Genomic DNA, 18,908 nt, shown 5'->3' with positions numbered 1-18,908 from the left:
TCAGCTCCCCATCAACGCTTGTTGACGCAGGGCGAAACGTTGCTGCATGCGTTGCTGAATCTGATCGATGACCACCGCGGTAATGATGACCAGACCCTTGATGACGGTTTGCCAAAACGAACTCACACCCATCATCACCATGCCGTCAGCCAGTATGCCGATGACGAACGCGCCGATAATCGTGCCGCCGATTTTGCCGCGTCCGCCTGACATGGAAGTGCCGCCCAGCACCGCTGCGGCAATCGCATTGAGCTCGAACGATTCGCCAGTAAGCGGATGGGAGGCGACCAATTGGGAGGAGATCACCAGGCCTACCAAGGCCGCACAAAAACCTGAAAACATATACACAAACATCTTGACCCGATTGACTTTGACGCCCGACAAGGTGGCGGCGCGTTCATTGCCGCCGACCGCGTAGATGTGACGTCCCAACGGTGTTTTAGCCGCCAGATACGCCGCGCCGCAACCAACCGCAATCAACAGCCAGATCAGCAACGGGATACCAAGGATGCTGGCCGTTCCGAGCAAGGGAAAGCCGGTCGTGCCATACGCCGCATTGCCGATCAGATTGGGAAAAGTTGCGCCGTCCGACGACAGCAATGCGCTGCCGCGTGCGATATACAGCGTGCCCAGCGTGGCGATGAAGGGCGCGACATTCAAGCGCGTAATCAAAAAACCATTGAGTGCGCCGATGGCAACCCCGACCAATAGCGTGATGCCGATGACTTCGACCACATTGAAGTAAAGCGTCGAGTCGCCGAGATTAATTCCATGCAAAATCAAGGCACCGGCGACCATCCCGCACAGGCCGACGATGGAGCCGACCGACAGATCAATGCCGCCCGAAATAATCACATACGTCATGCCGATCGCCAGCAGGGCGTTGAGCGCCACATGTTTGCTCATGATGAGCATGTTGGCGAGATTGAGAAAATTCGGAATCGTCAGCGAGAAGAACACCACGACGACAAAGAGGGCGATGAGCGTGCGCAGTTTGAGCAGCAGCAAGACGGCGGCTCCCTGGACGTTTTGCGGTTTCTGCGCAGGGGCAGCGAGAGTGCTTGTGTTCATGATGCGGATGTCTCCTCAATAGTGTTATGACCCATAGCCGAGGCCTTGACCAACGCGTCGCGGGTGGCGGCCTCGCACTCAAATTCAGCGGTAACGCGGCCGTTGGACATCACGATGATGCGGTCCGAGAGCGCCATGACCTCGTCCAGATCGGACGTCACAAAGAGGATGCCCAGACCTTTGAAGGCTAAGTCGCGCATGACTTTGAAGACGTCGGCTTTCGCGCCGACATCGATGCCACGGCTGGGCTCGTCCATCAACAGCACTTTGGGGTTGGTCATCAGCGCCCGGCCGATCACGACTTTTTGTTGATTGCCGCCGCTGAGCGAACTGACTTCCAGCGCCGGGTTGGCAACCTTGATCGCCAGTTGTTGGATGAAAGAGCGGATCGCGCCTTGTTCACGTTCGGCGCGGATATGGAAGCCGGTGGCAAAGTCATGCAGGCTCGATAAGGTCAGATTGCTGCTGATCGATAAGCCCGACACCAGACCTTCGGCTTTGCGATCTTCGGGAATCAAGGCCATGCCGTGCCCGATACGTTGGGCGACCGTTTTACCTGCCAGCGCCTGACCATTGAGCGCAATCTCGCCCTGCGCATGGGCATGCAGGCCAAAAATGCATTCGAATAATTCGGAGCGCCCAGCCCCCATCAAACCGTAGATGCCGACGATTTCACCGACGCGCAATGTGAGCGAGACGTGATCGACCAGATAGCCTTGCGTCTTGCCGCGCAGGCAGACATTTTTAATGCTCAGAATTTCAGGGCCCAGCGTATGGTCAGTCGCCCGTGAGAAGTCGCGGGTGTCGGCGCCGACCATTTGCCGGACGATCCATTTCACGTCGACATTTTTCATTGACTGGCTGCCGGTGATGCGGCCATCGCGCAAGACGGTGATGTAGTCGCCGATCCTGATCAATTCTTCAAGCCGGTGCGAGATATACACAATGGCCACGCCTTGCGACTTGAGTTCGGCGATGACCCGAAACAGGATGTCAACCTCGGTTGCGCTCAAGGCGGAGGTCGGCTCATCCATGATCAGGATGCGGGCATTTTTTGACAGGGCCTTGGCGATTTCGACGATTTGCTGTTGGCCGATACGCAGCTCACCCACCAGCGTGGCCGGATTGATCGGATGCTCCAGACGCACCATCAGTTCGGTCGCCAGCCGTTCTTGCTCGGCGGTATTGATGTGGCAGGCGCGGCCTGTGATTTCTCGGGAAATAAAAATATTTTCAGCAATTGACAGGTTGGGAAACAGATTGAGTTCCTGGAACACAATCCCGATCCCGTGCGCAACGGCGTCATCGATGCTGTTCAGATGGACTTCGGTGTCGCCGATCATGACGCGTCCGATGGTCGGTTGCTCTACCCCGGCGATGATCTTCATCAGCGTGGATTTGCCCGCGCCGTTTTCACCCACCAGCACGTTGACTGCGCCCTGACGCACGGCAAAGCTGGCGTTTTTGAGGGCGATTGTGCCGGGATAGACTTTGGTGACGTCTTCGACGCGTAAGACGATTGCGTGGGTTTCAGTGGCCGCGCTCATTTGGCCGCTTCCACCGAAAAACTCACCGGCATCAGCGACGGCATCTCCGCCGAACTGTCATAGGTGAAGGTTGCGGTTACTTTGATTTTTTTGCCTTTGATATCGGCGGGCACTTTGTCTTTAAGCGCGATGGCGTACGCATGATCGTTGAGGGCCGAGGCAAAGCGGGCGAAATCGATCTGATTGGCAAATTTAGTAAAGCTGATGAAGTCGAGCGCATCGCGCAACGATGCGCCGCTGAAAATTGGGCCGAGTTGGATTTCGACATCGGCCTTGCCATCGGATTGAGTGGCCACTTGCAGCGCCGGGGCGCTGGCTTCGGTATCGACATCGACGACCGTGCCTTCGACAGTGGTGACGAAATTCCAGGCGGCATCTTCACCCTTTTCGCGATACCCGTATTGGGCACCGGCGGCGTCCAGATCTTTTTCGATAGCGGCTTGCAAAATCGTGAAATCGACGGCTTTTTTATTGATGTAGGGCAGAATTTGTGGCGTCCAGAGCTGATCGGCCATGCGTACCGGATCGAAGGCGCTGCTATTGAAGGAGGATGTGTCGGACGCGGTTTTGTCGCTGTTTTTGACGAGTTTGCAGCCGCCCAGCAGGCTGCTGATAACGAGCACTGTCAACGCGCAAGCAATGCGTTTGTTCATGTCTTGAATTCCATTGATTGAATGCAGAATGCAGAGGGGCGCGGCCCCAGCGGTTGGCCAGGTCGTGTTGACGTTTGAGTTTTAAGAAACTCCGTTCGTACTGAGTAGCCCGTAGGGCGTATCGAAGTATATGCATGCGGTGGTGCGTCTTCGATACGGCACTACGTGCCTACTCAGTCCGAACGGGTTATATATCAACACGCTCTGTTCGACGATGAGTAAAGTCGTGCGTCAATTCCGCTTACTTCTTGACTGCAAACAAATCCAGTTTCGGTGCGTTGCGTGCATTGATCAGGACGCAATCCATCAACTGTTTTTCAGGCAAGCCAGTTTTGCCGGTTTTCAGGAATTTATCAGCTTGTTCAACCGCCAGTTGCGCTTGACGAAATGCCGGTTGCAGTACGGTTGCCTTGATGCCGCCATCCTTGATTGAATCGCGCACATCATTGCTGCCGTCAAAACCGACCAGAATTACATCGGTGCGATTGGCGGCTTTGAGTGCGGCCCAGGCGCCCATCGCCATCGTGTCATTGCCGGAAATAACGCCCTTGATGTCCGGATGCGCTTGCAAAATGCTTTCCATGATCTTGAACGCTTCTGGCTGACTCCAGTTGGCCGATTGGCGGGCAACCATTTTCATGCCGGTCGCGCGGTCGATGATGTCGTGATAACCCTTGGAGCGCACGCCCGCATTGATATCGGCTTCACGGCCTAGCAATTCAACGTAGTTGCCCTTGCTTTTCATCAGCTTGACGAACTCTTGCCCGCCGAGTTGTGCGCCTTGATAGTTGTTGGAGACGATCTGTGTCACGGCGATGCCGGTGGCATTGATTTCGCGGTCGATCAGAAACGATGGAATCCCTGCATCCTTGGCTTTTTTGACCGCTGCGATCGACGCTTCAGAACCGGCGTTATCCAAAATGATGGCCTTGGCCTTGCGGGCAATGGCGGTATCGAACAATTCGTTTTGCTTGTTCGCATCATCGTCATGGATCAATACCAATGTGTCGTAACCCATTTTTTTCGCTTGCGCAGTGGCGGCGTCGGATTCTGCCTTGAAGAATGGGTTGTCGTGCGATGGCGTGATGATGGCGATCAAATCTTTCGCGCTCGATGGAATAGCGGTCATCCCCAGCGTGGCAATGGAAAGGCTGGCGATAGCGAGTTTCTTGATAAACAACATTGTGTGTCTCCTGATGGGATGAAAGGACTGCCTCGCTCTGCGGCGAGGTGTGCTATTGGACTAACATTTTCGATGGTATGATGAGTATGTCAGCATGTCAATGGGGCAATTGAATAATTCCGATGAGAGATATTTGTTCCCCTTTGCATATTGATGATGGTGGGGTAGTTGTTTGACCGTGTTCGTTGGAGTGGGCCAAGCGAATTGTTGCTGGTATCAGAAACAGTACAAGAAAGTAGTTATGGCGGCGTTTGCTGTTGCACATGCCGGCATATGCTTTTGGTCTTCTGAGGTAGGAGATTACTGGCCCAAAACGACACAACCCGCCATAAGGCGGGTTGTGTTTTAAATCCGGGCGGTCCCGTGTAACGGGACCAAATCTAACCTAGTGTCATCACCGGTATGGGAGGCGGGAGAGGGCTTGGTCTAGGGCTGCTCGGCTATTGTATCATTCCCGCTCAAATTTGATCAAGGACAGTGGCACGAATGAACAGTAGCGACCTGGAAAAACATTTTTCGCCCGCAAGAATTGGACGGTATAGCGCCGCATACGGCGGTGATATCGACAAAGCGACCATAGCGTATCCCCATAATATGCTGCTCGCTGAATCCATGATGCCATTGCTGAATATAGTCGAAATCGCTCTTCGTAATGGCATTCATCAACGCCTCACGCACCTGTATGGTCGAGCCGACTGGTGGGAGCTGTGGACGGATATGGCGTTATTTGTTTGGCAGAACAAGGAGGTATCGAATGCCAAGGCAAAATTGAGCCGTCGAAGAGAACCATTGACGCCGGACAAGATTGTGGCCGAGCTCACTTTTGGTTTTTGGAGTTCGCTGTTCAATACGCACTTTCAAGATCACCTTTGGAAAGATCTGCGATTGGTATTTCCACGTTGTCCCAAACCACAACGTCAGCGAAAAACAATTTCATCAGCACTCAATCAGATAAGGGATTTACGCAATCGCGTCTTTCATCATGAGCCTTTATTATGGCTGGTTCCAACGCTCATGGATCAACATACGCTCGGCTTACAAACGATTAATTGGCTCGATCCCAAGCTCGTCGATTGGCTCAGGCCACACGACCGATTACTAACTACCTGGGTTAGTTGGAGCTGCGTTGAAAAAACGCTGATGGTCGATTCTTCCAGATAAGAATCAGTTATCCCCGCCCATCATGTCTACCGCATTGTAGATTTCCCTTGTGTCACCTCAAATCATGATGATATGCTCATCATACCAGCTGGACTGGTGTGAACGACGGTAACAAGCCGTCGTCGCTAATCAATCAAAAACACATAAAACAGCATGACCCGAGGAGACACCGTGACTACCGCACTATCTGCGATTGAAAAATCCGCCATCCGAAAGGTCTCGCTTCGGCTAGTTCCTTTTGTGGCCTTGATGTTTTTTATTAATTTTCTGGACCGGACTGCGATTTCGTTTGCCGGTCCCAACGGGCTTAACCAGGATCTCGGGCTGAGTGCGGCACAGTTCGGGTTTGCTGCCGGGGTATTTTTTCTGGGCTACATTTTTCTGGAAATTCCCAGCAATCTGGCGCTGTATCGCTTCGGTGCGCGGCGTTGGCTGGCGCGCATTATGGTGACGTGGGGTGTGGTGACGGTGGCGATGACCTGGGTCAATAGCATCCCCCAGCTGTACACGTTGCGCGTGCTGTTGGGCATCGCTGAAGCCGGATTTTTCCCCGGTGCCATTCTGTTTCTGAGTCTGTGGGTCCCGGCCAGATATCGCAGCCATATCCTTGGATTGTTCTATCTGGCGCAGCCGCTGACGATTGTGATTGGCGCGCCGTTGGCAGCGATCTTGATGAGCGCCTCGGGTCTGTTTGGCATGGCGGGTTGGCGGATTATGTTTTTTGGCGTGGGCGTGCCAGCTATCGCTATCGGCGTCGTTGCCTGGTTTTATCTGACTGACAAACCATCGGACGCAAAGTGGTTGAGCACGGACGAAAAACATTGGCTCACTACCGAGTTGGCCAAAGAAGAAAAAGTCAAACAAGCCGCAGGTCATCCGGCGTGGAGCAAAGTATTGCTGGACCGGCGCGTGTGGATTATGTCGCTGATTTATTTTGGTCTGATTTATGGCCTGTATGCGCTGGCGTTCTTTCTGCCAACCATCATCGGCGGCTTCGAAGGACAGTTCGGTAGCAAATTCAATGTATTTCAAAAAGGCTTGATTACCGCCGTGCCGTATCTTCCGGCAGCGGTGGCGCTATTTCTCTGGAGCCGTGACGCGACCCGACGCGGTGTCAGAACCTGGCATGTCGGTATTCCGGCGCTCATTGGGGCGCTGAGTATTCCGCTGGCGTTACAGATGCATTCGCCGGTCGGCATCATGGCTGTCATCACCGTTACAGCTTGCGCCATTTTTTCTGCGTTGCCTGTGTTTTGGTCTATGCCGGGACGTTTTTTATCGGGCGTTGGCGCAGCAGCCGGGATTGCGCTCATCAATACCATCGGCAATCTGGCCGGTTTCGCAGCCCCTTTTATAACCGGTGCACTGAAAGCCAGCACCGGCGGATTTCAAGTGCCGATGTTGATTGTCGGCGGCCTGATGCTGGTTTCTGCGCTGCTGAGTTTTTCGCTCAGTGGCATGGCGCAAACAGCAACCTTGCAACCTGAATAAGTACTTTTTACGCAACTAATTGGAGAGCAACATGAACGAAAAAATCGCCCTGTTTGGCGCTGGCGGAAAAATGGGTGTCCGTCTGGCGAAGAATTTGCAGAAGTCGGATTATCAGGTCGCGCACGTGGAAGTCAGCGCCTTCGGCCAGAAACGTTTAAAGGACGAGCTGGGCGTCGATTGCGTGAGTATTGAAGCCGCGCTCGATAACGTCGATGTCGTCATCCTGGCCGTGCCCGACACGCTGATCGGCAAAATCGCCGCCCAGATTGCGCCCCAATTGCGCGCTGGCGTGATGGTGATGACGCTTGATGCTGCTGCGCCATTTGCCGGGCATTTGCCGGTGCGGCCTGATCTGGTCTATTTCGTCGCGCACCCTTGTCATCCGCCGATCTTCAACGATGAAACGACGGAAGAAGGACGACGCGATTATTTCGGCGGCGGTGCTGCCAAGCAGTCGATTACCAGCGCGCTCATGCAAGGGCCGGAAGAAGCTTTCGACCTGGGCGAAGCGGTTGCCAAGGTGATTTATGCGCCCATCATGCGCTCGTATCGATTGACGGTGGATCAGATGGCCTTGCTGGAGCCGGGTTTGTCGGAAACCGTTGTTGCAACCCTGCTGCAAGTCATGCGCGACGCGATGGATGAGACGGTGCGGCGCGGTGTGCCGAAAGAAGCGGCGCGCGACTTTTTGCTCGGTCACATGAATATTCTGGGTGCGGTGATTTTTAATGAAATCCCGGGTGCTTTTTCGGATGCTTGCAATAAGGCGATTGAGTTTGGTAAGCCGCGTTTGATGCGCGACGACTGGCTCAAGGTGTTTGACCGTGACGAAATCGCGGAAAGTATTCGTCGTATTACCTGAACCGCACTTATTACAAAAAGGAAATACAGTGAGCGAGCGCATTTACGCAACCTACTGGCTGGAAACTGGCGACGATCCTGCGCGTGCCGCAGCGGTCATCGCCGGGGAACAATCAAGCGGCACCTTTGTTGCGCTGGCAACCGAAACACCGGCCCTGAAAGCCCGTTCCGGCGCACGCGTCGAACGGCTGGAAGTCATTGAGGAAGTTGCAGCCCCCAGTTTGCCGGGCGGCATCGTATCGGCGGTGTATCGCCGCTGCATACTTGGGCTGTCATGGCCGCTGGAGAATATCGGGCCGTCGCTGCCGAATCTGCTCTCGACCATTGCGGGTAATTTGTTTGAGTTGCGCCAGGTGTCGGGATTGCGCCTGATCGATTTGAAACTGCCCGCCGCCTTCGCTGCCGCCTATCCCGGCCCAGCCTTTGGTATCACTGGTACGCGTGCACTCACCAAGGTTGAACACGGACCATTGATCGGCACCATCATCAAGCCCAGCGTGGGTTTGTCGGTGGCCGAGACCGCGACGCAGGTGCGCGAACTGGTTGCCGGTGGGATTGACTTTATCAAGGATGACGAGCTGCAAGCCGATGGCGGTTTTTGTCCGTTTGACGAGCGGGTGCGTGCGGTGATGCGCGTCGTCAACGAGGGGGCTGAGCGCACTGGCAAAAAAGCGATGGTGGCCTTTAACCTGACCGGCGATCTCGACGAAATGCGGCATCGCCATGACTTGGTACTGGCCGAGGGCGGCACCTGCATCATGGTTTGCCTCAATTCGGTCGGTCTGGTCGGCTTGCGTGAATTGCGTCGCCATTCGCAATTGCCGATCCACGCGCATCGTGCCGGATGGGGTTATTTAAACCGTAGTCCGCAACTGGGCTGGGACTTTGCGCCCTGGCAAATGATCTGGCGTCTGGCCGGTGCTGACCATTTGCATGTCAATGGCTTGCGTAACAAGTTCAGCGAATCTGACGCCAGCGTAATTGCCGCAGCACGGTCGGTGCTGGCTCCGGTGATGGCGGGCGCACCGATGTCAGCCATGCCGGTGTTTAGCTCCGGACAAACCGGGTTGCAGGCAGCGGATACCTATGCTGCACTCGGCTGTGCAGATTTGATTCATACCGCAGGCGGGGGCATCTTCGGTCATCCGGGCGGCGTTTCTGCTGGCGTGATGGCCTTGCGTGAGGCGTGGGTCGCGGCGATTGCGGGCGTGCCACTGGCGCAACAAGCCAGACATAGTCCAGAGCTGAGCGCTGCGCTGGGATTTTGGCAATGACGGCTTCAACGTTGCCGCAGGGTTTGCTGCTGGCCTATTACGGTGATGATTTCACCGGATCGACCGACGCGATGGAGGCGCTCAGTGCGGCTGGCGTGCCGACTATCTTGTTTCTGGAAACACCGACGCAAGCCATGCTGGAACGTTTTCCCGGCGTGCGTTGCGTCGGGCTGGCAGGGTCGTCGCGTGGTCGTGATCCGGGCTGGATGCGCTCGCAATTGCCGGTCGCGTTCGCCAGTCTTGCCGGACTAGGCGCGCCGATTGTGCAGTACAAAATATGTTCTACCTTCGATTCATCGCCCGTGACAGGATCGATCGGCTGCGCCATCGATCTTGGCGTGGCCCACATGGCCGGGCGCTGGTCGCCGATGGTGGTCGGCGCGCCGCGTCTGAAGCGCTATCAGGTTTTTGGCAATCTGTTTGCCGCCGTCGATGGCACAGGCTACCGTCTGGACCGGCATCCGACCATGTCCCAGCATCCGGTTACTCCGATGCGCGAGTCGGACTTGCGCCGCCATCTGGGCGAACAAACACCACGCCGTATCGAACTGATCGACATGCTCGCATTGGGGCAGGGCAGTGCCGATGCAAGGCTACAAACACTTAGCGGCGATGATGTGCCGGTAGTGCTGATCGATGTGCTGGACGACGCCACGCTGCAAGCCGCTGGCAAGTTGATCTGGGAGCAGCGCGGCGCGGGCGTATTCAGTGCTTCTTCTTCCGGTTTGCAATACGCGCTGGTGGCCTATTGGCGTTCGTTGGGGCTGTTACCTGCTGAGTCCGCATTACCGGTCGCCGCTAGCGTACCGGCGATTGCCGCGGTGAGCGGCAGTTGCTCCCCGGTGACCGCGCACCAAATCGGCTGGGCGCGTGACAACGGTTTTCAGGTTGAGCGGCTTGATCTGAGGCGTGCGCTGGATGTGCGCACCAGAGATGATGAAATAGGGAGGGTAGTCGACATCGCTGCCGCCGCGATTGCGTGCAACATCAGCGCATTGATTTATAGCGCGGAAGGGCCTGACGATCCGAGTGTGATCAACTTCGACGCCATCGCAGCCGAGGCCGGACTTAGTCGGGCTGATGCGGCACGTTGTATCGGCGCGATACTCGGTGATATTATGCGCCGCTTGCTCGATCAGACCGCAGTGCGGCGCATTGTTGTTGCCGGAGGCGACAGCTCGGGCGAAGTCGTCAGTGCACTTAATATCAGGGCTCTTAGTGTGGTCGCTGCGATGGCACCGGGTGCGCCGTTATGCCGCATCTGGTCTGCACATCCGCAGCGCGACGGGCTGGAAATCGTGCTCAAAGGCGGGCAGATCGGCGGCCTTTCTTTCTTCGGCGACGTTTTGGGAGCTATAGCCGGTATGGTATAGTCAGTACGTCATCTGCTCTTTATTCCTACCATGTCCGAAATCATTCAACGCCGCAAGCTCTACCACGAAGTGCTCGATCGCTTGATGGAACGCATCCGTTCCGGGGCGATTCCATTGGGATCGCACTTGCCCTCAGAACGCGAATTAATGGAGCTCTACGGCGTCGGCCGTCCGGCAGTGCGTGAAGCGTTGCAAGCCATGGAGCGCTCCGGCATCGTTGAAATCGCCCACGGCGAACGGGCACGCGTTGTCGTGCCGACGGCGGAGCAATTAATCGGCCAGATTGCGGGTGGGGCGATGCATTTATTGCGCACCCAGCCGGACATGCTCTCGCATTTAAAAGAAGCGCGGATTTTTCTTGAAACCGGCACCGCCAGAATGGCCGCCGAACGCGCAACCGATGCGCAAATCGCAGGGCTGCAACTGACCAACGCCCGGCATCGCGCATCGATGGTCAATCTGGAAGAATTTATCGATAACGATATGGCGTTTCATCGCGAAATCGCCGACATCAGCGGCAATCCGATCTTCCCGGCGATTGTCGAATCGATGTTTCGCTGGGCGCGTGAGTATTATCAAACGATGGTGCGCGCGCCGGGGGCTGAGGAGCAAACGCTGCTTGAACATCAGCGCATTATTGACGCCATTGCGCAGCACGATGGTGACGCTGCCGCTGAAGCCATGCTCAGTCATCTGACGCGGGCTAATGAGTTGTATCGGCGGCTTGGGCAAACTTGAACGGATAAAAATAGACGCACCGCGTCTATTTTTGCAACGGGATTTTGCGATAAATCGTATTGCGCGACACGCCCAGCGCCCGGGCGGTGGCCGAGACATTGCCGCCGTTCGCGGCCAATGCTTTTTCAATCACCGATCGCTCCACCTGCTCCAGATTCGCACCGCTCGATACCAGCCATTTGGTGTCGTCGCTGTGTGCGCTGGCGTGGGTTTGCTCCATGTCTTCTATGTCTTCCAGAAAATCGTCGGGCAAATGTTGATGGCTGATTTCATGATCCGTGTCGGCCATGACGATAGCGGTGCGCAGCAGGTTGGTCAATTGGCGGAAGTTGCCCGGCCAGTTGTGCAGCTTGAACAAGCGCATGATGTCCGGGGCGACCGTGTAGCGTCCATTGGTCGATTCTGCGATGAGTATTTTTTCGATCACGACGTCTAAATCGGTACGTTCACGCAGCGGCGGCAACTTCACCACCAGTCCATTCAAACGGTAATACAGATCCTCGCGGAATTCGCCTTTGGCGATCAAGTCGCGCAGATTGCGGTTGGTGGCGCAGATCAGTTCGACATTGACGGTAATCGATTTGGTGCTGCCCAATGGTGTGACCATGCGCTCTTGCAAGACGCGTAAAAGGCGCGATTGCAGATTCGACGGCATGTCGCCGATTTCGTCCAAAAACAGCGTGCCGCCATTGGCTTGCAAAATTTTCCCGACCGCGCCCTTTTTACGCGCACCGGTGAACGCGCCATCTTCGTAGCCGAATAATTCTGACTCAATTAACGTCTCCGGGATGGACGCGCAATTGACCGCAACAAAAGGACCGCTCGCGCGCGGTGAATCGTTGTGGATGGCCTGCGCCAGTAATTCCTTGCCGGTTCCCGTCTCACCCATGATCAGAATGGGAATATCACGCCCTAGGACTTTGTTGACCTTTTCGATCAAGGCAGCGACTTGCGGGTCGCCGGTATTCAGATAGCGCAGGCCGGACATACGTCGTGCGGTCTGGTTGGCGCGGGTTATATTGGCATTGCTGTCGCTGGTATCGGGAGCTGCACTCACGCCAATATCGGCGCGGGCCAAATCGGCTGAGCGGTGAAACGGACTATTGGCGATATGCAGTTGCGCACGCCCATACACGAGTACGCCGCTGGGCATGCACAGCTTGAGCAATCCCGGTGACGCGGTTCTGTAATGGTCGAACAGGGAAGCCACCGATAAGCCGAATAGTGAGCTGAAGGTGTGCGATTGCAACGCCGACATCGGCAAGCCAAGCTGGAATAAACCGGTTCGGTTCGCAGACAGAAAGCGACCGCCAGGTGAGAACGAGACGATCCCCTCCATCAGCGTGCCGACAAATTCGGGCCGAGTATTGAAGTGCAGCGTGATCGCATCTTGAAACGCGGCTATAAATAAATGATTCTCAATCATTTGGGCCGACATGCGCACCAAGGCCATCGTATGTTTGTGAAAGCTCGATTGATCGCCTGTTACGTCAAGCACGCCGATGACATTGCCTTGATGATCGAGGATGGGTGCGGCTGAGCAGGTCAGAAAATGATTGGCGACCAGAAAGTGTTCGTGGGCATGAATTTGTACCGGCAGTTGCTCGGCAATGGCCGTGCCGATGGCGTTGGTGCCTTTGCTGGCCTCGGACCAGGTAACGCCGGGTTGGAGGGCGACACGATTGGCTTTTTCAAGAAAATCATCGTCGCCCAACGTATGCACGATCAGACCGTTGACGTCGGTCAGGATCACCATGTTGTGGGTGTTGATGATTTGCTCGTAGAGCGTTTCCATCACCGGCAACGCATGCGCTTGCAGGATGCGGTTTTGCTCCAGCAATAGTGAAAGGTCAGTGCGTGTAAGGGGACTGAAATCTGGTTTTTCAATTTCCGACAGGCCATACGCTAGCGAGCGTTGGCGGGATTCTTCTATCATCATGGGGTTTTCAGAAGCAGAAAACGTGCCACGCACGGCTTGTTTTTTGAGGTCGCCGTCGAGTGCCCTCGATTGTGCGTCCGGAGTGCGGACGTGGGTTGGCTGCATGCCTTTGTCTCCTGCTGTTTTTGTGAAGGCTTATGCAATTTACCTCTTGCGACGTTATGCGTACAACGCCGCATTGGCGTATTGGCATCAAACGCAATACATAAGTCTTATTTGTATCAAGCAATATTCTCATTAATTATTATGCTGTTCTTAAATATAGCACTTGCGTATCGGCATTGTTCAAAAATAGAACAAAAACAGTTGTCGGGGTGTGGTGTTTGCCTGGCATGACATTTGCGGATGTGTCCCCATATTTCAAATTTGAGGAGATGGGTATGAAAAAATCGCACCGTATTTTTGGCCACAGCATGGTTCGCCTGGCTTTTGCCGTATTGATGAGTCCTACGTTCGTCTATGCACATGGTGACGTCACGCCGCAACCTGTGGACACCAAAACATTGCCTGTACTAGGCGCTGCCTGGCTGGACAATAACCCTTACCGTGGGCAGAAAGAGGCGATTAATATCGGTACCTCCGCCTATGCAGAAAATTGTGCCCGTTGTCATGGCTTGCAGGCCCAATCAGGCGGCATCGCGCCTGATTTACGCTTAATCGATCGTGACTGCATGGACCTGAAAGGCGATAAACAAGAGGCGTGTTTTAAAGAGACGGATAAATATTTTCTGACTTCTATTCGCCATGGGAAAGTACGTAACGGCGCGGTCTATATGCCTGCCTTTGAGGGCATCCTCAATCAAGAAGCTATGTGGTCTATCAAGGCTTATCTTGAAACGCTGCGCACGATTAATTGATCAGGACGGGCGCGAATTAAGAGCCGATGGATGACGCCCATCGGACCATCACCATCACCAAAAAACAGGATGTGAATCATGACCAGACTTTTTTCAAAAGTACTCACCGTGATGTTAATGCTGACTTCGATGTGTGTCGGTAACGCTGCGTATGCGCAAGCGGATAATGATTTTTTGAAGATCAAACAAACCGGGATATTGAAGGTTGCTGTCTACAATGATTTCGCTCCGTTTTCAGCCAACGGTGCGGGTATTGATATTGATGTTGCTCAGGCGCTGGCTAACAAATTAGGTCTGAAAATGAGTTTGTTGCCGTTTCCCGCCGGAGAAGAGTTGAGTGACGATTTACGCAATATGGTTTGGAAAGGACACTATCTCGGCTACGGCCCTGCTGACGTGTTGATGCATGTGCCGGTCGATCCCCATTTGATCAACGAGAATGACAAGGTCAGCATTTTTGCACCTTACCATCGTGAAACGGTGCGGCTGGTCAGGGATATCCGCAAGGTGTCGGTGTTCGATAATCTTGATGCGATGGCAGGCAAAAGCATAGGCGCGGAAAAAATTTCGATTGGCGCAATGCTGATCATGGGCGCAGAAGATGGCAAATTTCGGGACGGCGTAAAGATATTTCCGAACGCCACTGATGCACTGGAAAAACTCAAAGCAGGGGAACTCGATGGCGTCGTCGCCAATCGTTCGGAAATTGAATCGGTCATCGGGAAAGATCCTCATTTTGCCATGAGCGAAGTCGCTTTTCAGCGCTTGCCACCCAAAGGCTGGGTGATTGGGATGGCGGTCAAGAAGAGCGATACCGAATTAGCTCGTGCATTGCAGGAGGCCACCGATACATTGGTCGCCTCCGGTGAAATGGCGCGGATATTTGCTAAGTATGGCGTGGAGGTCGTGAAGCCGTAGGGATGGGTGCCGGAGAAGAACGCCCCGGCGTAAGTTTAAGCTGGCCTGATAGGGTGATCTGGCGACTAAAAGAATGCTTGTTTTATGAGCGAAAAAATAGATGCGTCAAAATAAAATTCGGCCTCGTTTTAATATAAAGGTAGCCGATGCCAACTCCTCCCGTATCTCCAACGCTTGTTCGCCGCAATCCGGTATCTGAATTCAGCATCTCCTCCAATGAGCAACCAATGGATGTGGCAAGTGTAAATAACGTCCCGCTGGCACTGCCATCTGGATTGCTGCAGCCTTCTTCTGAATCGATAAACCGTGGCTCTGAGTCAATGCAGAGTTTCAGGACAGGATTTTACGCAGCTGTTCCTTCCCAGACTGTGCCGTTGGTTTCGAAGAATGCGGACATTTCTGGACAACGAGCAGAACGTGATATCAATCCCGCCACGCCGACCCAACCGAAGATGGACGTACCTGATATTGCTCCTGGTTCCAGAATCCACCCGGATCTGTACGCCGATTATCAACAGGCGTGGGAGGGTTATAAGGCGAGGGTGTTCAAGAGAGCGCCGTTATTTACCCCGCCTGTCCCATCACCATTATTTTCTGTTGTGACGCAGAAACCGCCGATACATAGCGCTGCAACGCCAATGCGTGTCTATGAAGGGATCTTTGATGGTTATAACTGGAATGATCCAATCAACTTTGTTGCAGATACTGACATGAAGGAAAATTATTCTGTCAAACAGAGTGTGCAGGTGCTTGCCGGTGTTACAGGTACTCCTGTTGACGTTTTGCTTAAAAAAGCAGGTATTCCGGCAGACACTGACGTGCGTATGACTGGCCGTGAATTCGTGGCATTTTGCGCCGTTGTTTGTGGCTATCACGGGCATACGCTCGGTATGGTCCGTGATACGTGGTGGGACACTTTCGGTGTGAAAAAATACTTTGCCGATGCTGTACGGGAACACCCTGAGATGGTGGCAAAGCTGATTTTTGGCAGGGTGAGAGAGGTATCAAATGGCGATGCAAAAGCCGAGAGTGGCAAGGTTTCTAATGCCATGACATGGAGTAAGGATGGATTGATGCACTATCGATTATTCGATTATCCGGAGGTTAAGGATGAGGAAGGTGTAAGGACTGTCAAAGCACAAGTGACATCGAGTCTTTCGCATTTACCCGAAGAGGCAATCTATTGGGTATTAGAAACCGATGAAAGGGAGATGAGTCCGCAATACTGGAAAGAGAAAGATATCGATCGAGCAGCTTCCGGCCTGCCGCCGTATGTGCACAGTACGCAGTTCCGCCCACTGATGCTTGCTGTGCATAGTTGGGGAGCAGCGTTTTCTGAACGGTTTAATGACGATGCGTCGGGAGCGTCGGATTTTTCCAAATGGCTCGATGATTTCCGCTTGTACGCTGGTGTCAGGCGTGGGTACGATTCAAAGATACGATTAGATATGGTCAAATTATTGAACTATATGGCTGGTGAGCCTGCATTACAGGCTGCGATTTACAAGATTGTTTCTCAAGCGCCGACCACCATCCCAGAGCGCTACTCGTCGGTATTGGTCGCTATGGATGGCGCTTATCGGGATAGCAAAGAGGAAGTTTTTGGTAGACAAATGCAGTTCGCTATGTCCGCAGACAATACCAATCCGTATCTTAATTATACTAAGCGGTTGTATAACAAGGACACAGGTTATGCCCTTGTACTTGGTGGCTTATTAAAAAAATCAGATGAATTGATCGCTGCAACGATTGGACCGAAAGGTCTGAAGCTGCCGTCTGGCGAAATGCAGACTTTGAAAGACGTAGAGAACCTCTACGCGGCTGCAAATTACTCCGGAAAAATGATTCCATTTGCATCTCATCATGAAGTAAAAAAGTATTTGATAAAAGCGCTACAAAAAGTACCGAAGTTAATACTCAAATTACCTTTGGGATATCTGCCGACACAAGGAGGCGCTAAGGTTGTCTGCGTTAAAGCGTGGTGGTCTACAGAAAATGGCGGGTTTGTCTGCTATGACTCAGAGGGGAAAAAGATCTGCCTCTATCAAGAAAAAGAGGGCACGAATTCTTATAAAGATGCCACAGGGAAAATGATCTACGTACAGTTAAAGGGCCAGAATGTATGCCACTCGTCAGAAGATGCGAGGTCGCAAGAGATATACAAAGGTGTAATAACACCATCGATGGCGTATAGGCTTCTTGATTTTGACGCTGAGGGCCAGCTCTCAGTTCATATATATCCGGGGTTATCTAAGTTACCTCCTTGTAATGAATTTTGGTTATACGAAACAGGTAAGCGGTATTCAGTTTCGAGTACTCTGAAAAATAAATAATCTCACTATCAAAAAACCACGTTCGCAGAATGTGGTTTTTTGTTTAAAGAGGATGGTTGTAAATGTTCTGTCATCTTGGTACAAACTAAAAACGGGGTCCCGACGAATGCACGTTTTATTAGCGACAAAATATGTTTGTAAAAATAGAATCTGGCGTTCCAATCACTGTGAAGGAACACAATGCCAATCGAATCGAAGCCCCCATCCTCAGGTGTTGTTCAAGGCAATCAACCACAAACTGATAGCATTCCTATTTCAAATCCATTCGGTGTGGCATCTGCACATGCCGTCCCAATAAAATTAGAACGTACATTACTAAGCCCCTTACCAGCTCCCGTACAGATGGCGGAGAGAGTTCGGATAGCCACAATAATGCAGCATGAAAAAAACGATCTTCCCACGTCTCATCCAGCGCGGCTTGCGGCGGCCATAGCTTCCCCCGGTGCAAATGTATTTGGTCAGAGAGATACACCTTTGTGGAGACATGAAATGGCAGGGGGAATAGCCGAAGGCAGGCCTGAAAAGAACCAGGTCCGATCCGCGAGCCAGGAGCTGCTTGTTGCTGCCAGCCTTGCTTCAGATCCGTATTTAGCGACAGATCTTCCAGCACTCGGAAAAACTAGGCAGAGTACGGTGACAGATATAGTAGCGACTAAGGTCAACCAGATCAGGATTGCCAGTCCACTGTGTGAAGCCCCACAAGCCCCGCCTGTTAATTCGTTGAGTACACATGCGAAAATTTGTGGTCTGCCAACACCGGTTATCTTCTCTGTGTCAACATTTTGTGAGCTGACCGGACCAATACATAACCATACTGCGGCTTACAAAATACTTGGCGGCCTCTTGAAAAAACCAGTTGAACAGTTAGTTAAAGAGACCGGCATCGCGCCATCCGACAAAAAGCAGTCAGCAGAAAAAATCGCGGAATTATATGCGGCTGCAAATTACCATGGAAAAATGATTCCATTTACTTGCACTGATAATGTAAAGAAATATGTCATCAGAGCAGTAGCAAAGGCGCCGAATTTAATTATGAAACTTCCGCTGGGATATGCGCCGACAGAAGGAGGTGCTACCACGGTTGTGGCAATTAAAGCGTGGTGTAAAATCCGCGAAGATGGAGCGCTTTACTACACAGATTCAAATAATATAGAACTCAACCGCTATCAACAGGAAGATGGAACAAATATTTTCAGAAACAGTAGTAATAAAGACGTCTACGTACAGTTAAAAAATAGCCTGCTATGCTACGCGCGAGAAGATGGAAAACCGCCCACATGCATATATAACGGTGTACTAACGCCACAAATACAGTACAGACTGCTCGATTTTGACGTTAAAGGAGTGGAGCAACCAATGGAGATAGCGTCGCTTTCCAAATTGCCTCTTTGTGATGAGATATGGCTTTATGAAACAGGTAAGCGATTTCCTTTTTCGGTAACTCGGTAAAAGTACTCGATAAAAAAATTTCGGCCCCAAAAACCATGTTCGCAGAACATGGTTTTTTTT

The 18,908-nt window shown here is 53.0% G+C and carries 15 protein-coding genes; 10 read left to right on the top strand and 5 right to left on the bottom strand.

Annotation, left to right across the window (positions count from 1 at the left end; all coding sequences use genetic code 11):
- The 4 genes from ACVBEF_RS03510 to ACVBEF_RS03495 form a co-directional block, all read right to left on the bottom strand.
- The gene (locus ACVBEF_RS03510; RefSeq protein WP_447122557.1) at nt 1–1,071 is read right to left on the bottom strand and encodes an ABC transporter permease; all 1,071 of its coding nucleotides are present in this window, start codon (nt 1,069–1,071) and stop codon (nt 1–3) included.
- Nucleotides 1,068–2,618: a sugar ABC transporter ATP-binding protein gene (locus tag ACVBEF_RS03505; RefSeq protein ID WP_447122556.1), complete on the bottom strand. Its 1,551-nt coding sequence runs from the start codon at nt 2,616–2,618 to the stop codon at nt 1,068–1,070. The genes ACVBEF_RS03510 and ACVBEF_RS03505 overlap by 4 nt, the downstream gene beginning before the upstream one ends.
- A complete protein-coding gene (locus ACVBEF_RS03500; RefSeq protein WP_447122555.1) occupies nt 2,615–3,271 on the bottom strand; it encodes a DUF2291 family protein in 657 nt (218 codons plus the stop codon). The genes ACVBEF_RS03505 and ACVBEF_RS03500 overlap by 4 nt, the downstream gene beginning before the upstream one ends.
- A gap of 241 nt (nt 3,272–3,512) precedes the next feature.
- On the bottom strand, nt 3,513–4,454 hold the full coding sequence (locus ACVBEF_RS03495; RefSeq protein WP_447122554.1) for a substrate-binding domain-containing protein: 942 nt from the start codon (nt 4,452–4,454) through the stop codon (nt 3,513–3,515).
- Nucleotides 4,455–4,940: 486 nt separating this feature from the next.
- Here ACVBEF_RS03495 and ACVBEF_RS03490 point away from each other — a divergent pair, with 486 nt between their 5' ends.
- The 6 genes from ACVBEF_RS03490 (at nt 4,941) to ACVBEF_RS03465 (ending at nt 11,352) form a co-directional block, all read left to right on the top strand.
- Nucleotides 4,941–5,615: a hypothetical protein gene (locus ACVBEF_RS03490; protein WP_447122553.1), complete on the top strand. Its 675-nt coding sequence runs from the start codon at nt 4,941–4,943 to the stop codon at nt 5,613–5,615.
- 171 nt (nt 5,616–5,786) lie between these two features.
- Nucleotides 5,787–7,106, top strand: a complete 1,320-nt coding sequence (locus ACVBEF_RS03485; protein WP_447122552.1) for an MFS transporter — start codon at nt 5,787–5,789, stop codon at nt 7,104–7,106.
- A gap of 31 nt (nt 7,107–7,137) precedes the next feature.
- Nucleotides 7,138–7,968 (top strand): phosphogluconate dehydrogenase C-terminal domain-containing protein, encoded by an 831-nt coding sequence (locus ACVBEF_RS03480; RefSeq protein ID WP_447122551.1) that lies wholly within the window; start codon nt 7,138–7,140, stop codon nt 7,966–7,968.
- Nucleotides 7,969–7,996: 28 nt separating this feature from the next.
- Entirely contained in the window at nt 7,997–9,241 is a 1,245-nt protein-coding gene (locus ACVBEF_RS03475; RefSeq protein WP_447122550.1) for a ribulose-bisphosphate carboxylase large subunit family protein, read from the top strand.
- The gene (gene oiaK / locus ACVBEF_RS03470) at nt 9,238–10,614 is read left to right on the top strand and encodes a 3-oxo-isoapionate kinase OiaK (RefSeq protein ID WP_447122549.1); all 1,377 of its coding nucleotides are present in this window, start codon (nt 9,238–9,240) and stop codon (nt 10,612–10,614) included. Before ACVBEF_RS03475 ends, oiaK begins: the two co-directional genes overlap by 4 nt.
- A 30-nt stretch (nt 10,615–10,644) precedes the next feature.
- A complete protein-coding gene (locus ACVBEF_RS03465; RefSeq protein WP_447122548.1) occupies nt 10,645–11,352 on the top strand; it encodes a transcriptional regulator NanR in 708 nt (235 codons plus the stop codon).
- A 25-nt stretch (nt 11,353–11,377) separates the two neighbouring features.
- Here ACVBEF_RS03465 and ACVBEF_RS03460 read toward each other — a convergent pair whose 3' ends face one another.
- Nucleotides 11,378–13,288 carry a sigma-54-dependent Fis family transcriptional regulator gene (locus ACVBEF_RS03460; RefSeq protein WP_447122588.1) on the bottom strand — a complete coding sequence of 637 codons (1,911 nt, stop codon included), beginning with the start codon at nt 13,286–13,288 and terminating at the stop codon, nt 11,378–11,380.
- 416 nt (nt 13,289–13,704) lie between these two features.
- Here ACVBEF_RS03460 and pedF point away from each other — a divergent pair, with 416 nt between their 5' ends.
- The 4 genes from pedF (at nt 13,705) to ACVBEF_RS03440 (ending at nt 18,848) form a co-directional block, all read left to right on the top strand.
- Nucleotides 13,705–14,148 (top strand): cytochrome c-550 PedF, encoded by a 444-nt coding sequence (pedF, locus tag ACVBEF_RS03455; RefSeq protein ID WP_447122587.1) that lies wholly within the window; start codon nt 13,705–13,707, stop codon nt 14,146–14,148.
- Between the two features lie 78 nt (nt 14,149–14,226).
- A complete protein-coding gene (locus tag ACVBEF_RS03450; protein WP_447122547.1) occupies nt 14,227–15,066 on the top strand; it encodes a substrate-binding periplasmic protein in 840 nt (279 codons plus the stop codon).
- Between the two features lie 146 nt (nt 15,067–15,212).
- Nucleotides 15,213–17,399, top strand: a complete 2,187-nt coding sequence (locus ACVBEF_RS03445) for a hypothetical protein (RefSeq protein WP_447122546.1) — start codon at nt 15,213–15,215, stop codon at nt 17,397–17,399.
- A 180-nt stretch (nt 17,400–17,579) separates the two neighbouring features.
- Entirely contained in the window at nt 17,580–18,848 is a 1,269-nt protein-coding gene (locus ACVBEF_RS03440) for a hypothetical protein (RefSeq protein WP_447122545.1), read from the top strand.
- Nucleotides 18,849–18,908: the final 60 nt, after the last annotated feature.

It is taken from the genome of Glaciimonas sp. GG7, from assembly GCF_052976905.1.
Note: the sequence above shows the minus strand (reverse complement) of the source record. Positions and strands in the feature narration are given on the sequence as shown.